This window comes from Pseudomonas sp. VI4.1, assembly GCF_002029345.1.
Lineage (GTDB): Bacteria > Pseudomonadota > Gammaproteobacteria > Pseudomonadales > Pseudomonadaceae > Aquipseudomonas.
The window spans coordinates 24463-31126 of record NZ_MULM01000110.1 but is presented as its reverse complement, the minus strand read 5'-3'; the positions used below and the strand labels follow the sequence as shown (position 1 = coordinate 31126).

Annotated in this window: 3 protein-coding genes and 1 rRNA gene; 3 read left to right on the top strand and 1 reads right to left on the bottom strand. The window is 59.4% G+C overall.

Going from position 1 to position 6664, the window contains the following annotated elements; translation table 11 throughout:
• Both rrf and BZ163_RS06435 read left to right on the top strand, forming a co-directional pair.
• A 5S ribosomal RNA gene (gene rrf / locus BZ163_RS06440) occupies positions 1 to 102 on the top strand; the annotation flags it as partial.
• 155 nt (positions 103 to 257) lie between these two features.
• Positions 258 to 797, top strand: a complete 540-nt coding sequence (locus BZ163_RS06435; RefSeq protein WP_128870245.1) for a hypothetical protein — start codon at positions 258 to 260, stop codon at positions 795 to 797.
• A 4-nt stretch (positions 798 to 801) separates the two neighbouring features.
• On the opposite strand, the gene BZ163_RS06430 is transcribed toward BZ163_RS06435, so the two are convergent.
• Positions 802 to 4938 (bottom strand): CheR family methyltransferase, encoded by a 4137-nt coding sequence (locus tag BZ163_RS06430; protein WP_128870244.1) that lies wholly within the window; start codon positions 4936 to 4938, stop codon positions 802 to 804.
• A 469-nt stretch (positions 4939 to 5407) separates the two neighbouring features.
• Here BZ163_RS06430 and BZ163_RS06425 point away from each other — a divergent pair, with 469 nt between their 5' ends.
• Positions 5408 to 6649: a glutamine synthetase family protein gene (locus BZ163_RS06425; RefSeq protein WP_178110440.1), complete on the top strand. Its 1242-nt coding sequence runs from the start codon at positions 5408 to 5410 to the stop codon at positions 6647 to 6649.
• The last annotated feature ends 15 nt before the right edge of the window (positions 6650 to 6664 follow it).

Below are 6664 nucleotides of genomic sequence, written 5' to 3'. Positions count from 1 at the left end.
AGCATTGGAACCACCTGATCCCATCCCGAACTCAGCAGTGAAACGATGCATCGCCGATGGTAGTGTGGGGTTTCCCCATGTGAGAGTAGGTCATCGTCAAGATTAAATTCCGAAACCCCTATCTGCGTATGCAGGTAGGGGTTTTGTTTTTGTCCGCAGGAAACAGGCGTGACGAAAATGCCACCGCCCGACGACCTACATGGAAACTCCGCCAGTGCTGTGCCTTAATCCAGAGGACCACTCACGGAGCGAAATAGATGCGACGCCGAGGCGCCCAATTCTGGCTATGGACCAATAGACGTTTACCCCTCCAGTCCCATGAGGAAGTCCTCAGCGATGGCGTGGAAATCGAAGTACAGGCGCGGATCAACCATGGGGGGATTACCCAGGTCTTCGTAGGTGTCTACGGCCCGAATGGCTGGGCGATCGGCGAGGAGTTTTATGACCGGCGTGTCGGTGAACATTACTGTATCGCGTTGAAATGGGGCACCCAGCGGGCAAGAGAAATGGTCGCGGCCACTCAAGCGTTCGTAGCGCCGCACCGGGTGCAGTTGACCCTGAGTACGGTGATCACCGATGAGTCGGTATTGGCGTTGAGGCGTATGGAGATGACCGAGCGTGAACGTTTGAAGCTCAGGACCGAGGATGCCTGGGCGGAGTACCGTGCAGCCAAGACTGCCATGTTGGCTTTGATGCGCTCAACCAAGGTTGATCCCGGGATGTGGGCCGATCACAAGGAGCGGCTCAGGCAGGCAATCGATAGACGCGCCTGCGTACAGCGCGCCTATCTCGATTGATGTGTTACCGCTGCGGCTGGCGCAGGGCCTCGATGGTTTCGATCAGGTCATCGTAGGACACCGGCTTTCCAATATGCTGGTCAAAGCCTGATTGCCGAGACTTTTGAATGTCGCTGTGGGCGCCATAGCCGGTCAGTGCAATGGCCGGCACATCCTTGACCAGTGGTAGCTGACGCAGGGCACTCATCAACTCATGGCCGCTCATGACCGGCATGCCCAAGTCCGAAATGATCAGATCGAAACGGGTGTTTTTCGCCGCGTCCAAAGCTGCCACCGGACGATCGAAGGCAATCACCTGCGCGTCCTCCATCTCCAGCAGCATTTTCAAGGTTTCCAGTACGTCGGCGGAGTCGTCTACCAGGAGAATCGTCAATCCGCTCAGCCGTCCCGAGGCGATTTCGAACGGGGGCGCCGATTGAATCGCGCCATGGGTGAGTGCCAGTGGCAGACACACCGTGAAGGTACAGCCCGTTCCGATACCCGCAGAACTCACCTCAACCGTTCCGCGTTGTGCCTCAGTCAACTGGCGGACCAGCGAAAGACCGATACCCAGGCCTTCCCGGTGGTGGGTGGCGTGCTGCTGTTCGGCCTGACCAAAGAGGTCGAACACATGATCGAGGTTCTCGGGCGCAATGCCGGCACCATCGTCTTTGACATCCAGCCGAGCCATGTTCCCCACCTGGCTGGCGATTAACTGCACGCGGCCCTGGGGCGGGGTGAATTTCAGGGCATTGTTCACCAGGTTCCAGATGACCTGCTCCAGGCGAGTCGGATCGGCCTGGACGATCAGCGGGTCAGCGGGCACCAACAGTTCAATCGTGAGTTCGTGCTGTTCGTTGAGGACCACAGTGTGGATGTCACGCAACACGCTGATCAGGTCCACGGCGACCGGTTGCAGCTTGAGCTTGCCCGTGCGAACCCGTGCGACATCCAGCAGGTCATCGATGATGCGTGCCTGGCTGTTGACGGCATCGCAGATGGTATTGACGGCCTTGGCGGCCGGCGCCAGCGACTTGGTGACCGGCAAGCGACGCAGCAGCTCCGCGTTGAGCTGGATCAGGTTCAGCGGATGCTTGAGTTCGTGGGACATCACCGCGAAGAACTCATCCTTGAGGTAATTGGTGTTGCGGGTCTCGGCCAGCTGTTGGCTTTGCTCTTCGTGCTGGCGCTTGTGGCCGGTCAGGTCCCGGGCAATCTTCACATAGCCCTTGAGATTCTCACCCTTGAGCCGCGTCACCTCGCCGCTGCAGAAGAAGCGGCTGCCATCCTTGCGCAGGTGCCAGCGTTCATCTTCGCTGCGGCCATGAGTGCGCGCCGATAACAGCTCATTTTCAGGCACGCCGGCCGCGCGATCCTCGGCGGAGAATATGAAGTCGTAATACGCGCCTTCGGCCTCGGCCTTGCTGTAGCTGAAGATCAACTCGGCGCCTTTGTTCCAGCTGGTGATGATGCCCAGTTCATCGAGGGTGATGATCGCGTAGTCGCGGGTACTTTCGGCGACCAGGCGCATGCGTTCTTCGCCCAGGCGCAGCTCTTCTTCGGCGGCGCGACGTTTGCTGATGTCGATGAAGGTCAGCACGGTGCCGTCGATGTGGTCCTCGCTGGAGCGATAGGGCAGCAGGCGCGCGATGTACCAGTGATTGTCGGTGCTGCTGACTTCGCGCTCGATCATGTTCAATGATTCGAACACCTGCGCCGCATCTGCGGCCAGGTCGTCGTAATGCAGGCGATGGGTGATGTCGAGCAACGAGCGCCCGGTATCCACCGGCAACATGCTGAAGATGTCGGTGGCGCGCGGGGTGAACCACTTGATGCGCATGCTGCGGTCGACAAACACCGTGGCGATGTCGGTGGAGGCGATCAGGTTGGTCAGGTAATCGTTGATCTTGTCGGTCTCTTCGACCTTGCTTTTCAGCTCGAAGTTGACGGTCAGCAGTTCTTCGTTGATCGACTGCAGTTCTTCCTTGCTGGTTTCCAGCTCTTCGGTGGCCGAACGCAGTTCTTCGTTGATCGCCTGCATTTCTTCGTTGGAAGCCTTGAGCTCTTCGCTGGAGACTTCCGATTGTTCGATGGTGTCCTGCAGGTGCAGTTTGGTGCGTTGCAGTTCGCGCTCCAGGTTGGACAGCACTTGGCTTTCCGTTTGTAGCACGGTGGTCGCCGCCAACTCCGAAGGGTCGACCTCCACCTCCTCGAATATCACCAGCACGTAGTCGCCGTCCGACTCTTCATCCTTGTAGGGATGGGCGACGAGATCAATCAGGTAGCGCCGGTCGTCGCGCTGGATCGGTACTTCGCGGGATTTGACCGGCTGGCCGCTCTGCTGCACCTGGAACAGGGTGGTGCGGATTTCCAGGCGCAATTGCGGAAGAATCAGGGTCAGCAAATTGCGCGACAATTCACCGCCGACATGCCGCAGGAAACGCCCGGCACTTTCGCTCATGTGCAGGATGTCGGCATTGGCATCGACGATCATGCTCGGTGGTGCGGACTGTTCCAGGGCCCGTTGATGGATATCGGCGACGGACAGTTTGCGCGGCAGGCTGTTTTGCGGCACTTGCCGGGAAACACTGGTCCGCACGTAGCCGCCGCGGGGCATGGTCGGGGTGCGACGGCTATTGGCCGTGCCAGTCTTGGCGCGGAAGATCCGGTTACGTTTGTCTACCGGCGCGAATAATTCATGGCACGCGTCCGCGCTCTCGGATGAACCGAGGAACAGAAAGCCGCCGGGACGCAGGGCAAAGTGGAACATCTGCAGGATTTCGCGCTGAACCTCGCGATCCAGGTAGATCAGCAGGTTGCGGCAAACGATCAGGTCGATTTGCGAGAACGGCGGATCGGACAACAGGCTGTGTTTGGCGAACAGCACCTTTTCGCGGATTTCCTTGCGAACTCGATAGTGGTCGTTTTCCTTGCCGAAGTAATGCCGCAGTCGCGTCGGCGGTACGTCGGTAATGATCGCCTGCGGATACAGCCCGGCCCGGCCGACGCTGATGGCGCGCTCGTCGATGTCGGTAGCAAAGAGCTGAAACGAAGCCGCGCTTCTGTCCAGTTGCAACTGATCGTTGAGCAGCATCGCCAGGCTGTAGGCTTCCTCGCCTGTGGAGCAGCCAGCGGACCAGACCCGGATCTCTTCTTTCTCGGTTTGCGCCGAGACGGCGGCGCTGACCAGTTGCGGCACCACATCCCGTTCCAGGGCTTCGAAGGCTTCACGGTCGCGGAAGAAGTTGGTGACGCCGATCAGCATATCGCCCAGCAGTGCCTTGGTTTCCTCGGGGTTACTTTGCAAAAAACGATAGTAGCCGGCGAGGTCCGGCTGAGCCGTCACCTGCATCCGGCGTTCGATCCGGCGCAGTACGGTGGCGCGTTTGTAGTGTTTGAAATCATGGCCGGTGCCGGTGCGCAACTGGATAAGAATGTCCTGCAGCCATTGCTCGGCCACCACGGCTTCGCGTTCGGAGACGGCGGCACTGGTTTGCAATTCGGGATCGTTGGCGGTAGGCAAGCTGATTGCCTGGGCGTTGCGCCACAATTCCAGCAATTTTTGCGGCATTTCGACCACGGGCAACACCAGGTCTACCATGCGCGTGTCGATGGCTGCACGGGGCATGCTGTCGAACTCGGCGTCTTCCGGTGCCTGGGCGAGGGTGACGCCGCCCTGTTCCTTGATACGGGACAAACCGACGGCACCGTCCGAACCGGAACCTGACAGCACCACACAGAAAGCACGCTCGCGGTGCACATCGGCGAGGTCACGAAAGAACAGATCGATGGACGCATGGCGCCCCTGAGCCGGGTCGCAGGCGCGCACTTCAAGAACCCCGTCATTCATCGCCAGCCGTTGCGCCGGTGAAATGACATACACCCGGTTTTTCTCGATGGGCACCGTTTCGGTGACCTGCAGCACCGGCATACGGGTCGATTCCTGGATGATTTTGTCGGCGATGCTTTGGTGGTCGGGGGAGAGATGGAGAATGATCACGAACGCCATGCCGTTGTCCTGGGGCATGTTTTCGAAAAACAGTTTGATGGCTTGCAGCCCACCGGCCGACGCGCCAATGCCCACCACCGGAAAATCCAGGGTGCTGGGGCTCAAGGCCTTTGGCTCGGAAACAGTGTCCGAGCGCTTGGGAGGGGTGGTCATGACTTCGGCCTTTGGCAGAGACGGGAGACGTCTTGAGTTCAAGCGATGGACAGCGCACATCAATGAGTCAGGATAATCCCGTTTTTCAATAACGCCTTCAAATATTTAGCGCCCTCGGCGGCGGCCGTTCAGCCGCTTTCTACCTGAATGCACCCCCCCTGTAGGAGCTGGCTTGCCAGCGAAGGCGTTCTGACATCCAGCGAAGATGTCGACTGAAACACCGCTTTCGCCGGCAAGCCGGCTCCTACAGTGTGACGTGGTCATTGGCGATGAAGAATTTGAGTACCGATGCTTGATATTCCGAACACGCGGAGCCTATTTTGTACGGGTCGCCGTTAGCGGCCCGCACAATAACAAGGATTGCGTCATGACAACCGATGGCCAGCGTTCACTCGCGCAGCGATTGACGGGCATTGATGAGATTGAATGTGTCACGCCGGACTTGAATGGCGTACCCCGTGGCAAGGTAATGACCGCCGAAGGCTTTCTCGAAGGGCGACGTTTGCAGATGGCACGAGGGGTGCTGCTGCAATGCATCATGGGCGGATATCCGCCAGCGCGTTTCTACGGCAGCGATGACAGCGACCTGGCGTTGGTCCCCGATCCTGCGCAGATCCACCGTTTGCCCTGGAGCAAGCAACCGCGAGCCTTGGCCATCTGTGATGCGGATGAGTTGACCGGCGGCAGGTCAAATCTGTCGACCCGCGGCCAGCTCAAGGCCGTCATCGCGCGTTACTCCGCCCTCGGCCTGGCACCGGTGGTGGCGACCGAGGTCGAGTTTTTTGTCTTCGCGCCCAATACCGACCCGACTCGACCCTTCCAGCCACCGGTAGGCCTGGACGGTCGTCGCGAGGATGGTCATTCGGCCTTCAGCGTCAGTTCCAACAATGGCTTGCGGCCGTTCTTCAGCGAAGTCTATGAATGCATGGCGGCCTTGGGCTTGCCGCGCGATACCTTCATGCACGAGATGGGCGTCAGCCAGTTCGAGATCAACCTGCTGCACGGCGATCCGTTGCTGTTGGCCGACCAGACGTTCCTGTTCAAACACCTGCTCAAGGAAGTCGCGCTCAAGCATGGCTTGACCGTGGTCTGCATGGCCAAGCCGCTGGCGCACACGCCGGGCAGTTCGATGCACATTCACCAGAGCATCGTCGAGATCGGCACCGGGCGGAACGTGTTCAGCGACGAGAGCGGTGAGCCGACCGCGACCTTCCGTCACTTCATTGCCGGCCAGCAGGCGGGCATGGCGGATTTCACCGCGTTGTTCGCGCCGAATGTGAACTCCTACCAGCGCTTGTACCATCCGTTCGCCTCACCGAATAATGCCTGCTGGTCCCACGACAACCGTGCAGCAGGTTTGCGCATTCCCGCCAGTTCGCCCCTTGCCCGTCGGGTCGAGAACCGTTTGCCGGGCGCTGATGCCAATCCGTATCTGGCTATTGCCGCGAGCCTGGCGGCGGGGTTATATGGCATCGAAAATCGACTGGAGCCGAGCGAGGCGATCCAGGGCGAATTCGAGGTGCCGGATAATCTTTCATTACCGTGTACCTTGCATGCCGCTCTCGAGCGTCTGACTCGTAGTCAATTGGCAATGGAACTGTTTGGCGAGGAATTCATCGAAGGCTACGTCGCTTCGAAGACCCTGGAATTGACCAGCTTCCTTGATGAAATAACTCCCTGGGAGCGGCGTGTTTTAGCGGCCCAGGCCTGACGATCCGTCGACACC

Excerpts from the sequence above, each read along its gene's own strand:
- BZ163_RS06435 (WP_128870245.1), top strand. The coding sequence starts at position 258 with ATGCGACGCCGAGGCGCCCAATTCTGGCTATGGACCAATAGACGTTTA.
- BZ163_RS06430 (WP_128870244.1), bottom strand. The coding sequence starts at position 4,938 with ATGACCACCCCTCCCAAGCGCTCGGACACTGTTTCCGAGCCAAAGGCC.
- BZ163_RS06425 (WP_178110440.1), top strand. The coding sequence starts at position 5,408 with ATGACCGCCGAAGGCTTTCTCGAAGGGCGACGTTTGCAGATGGCACGA.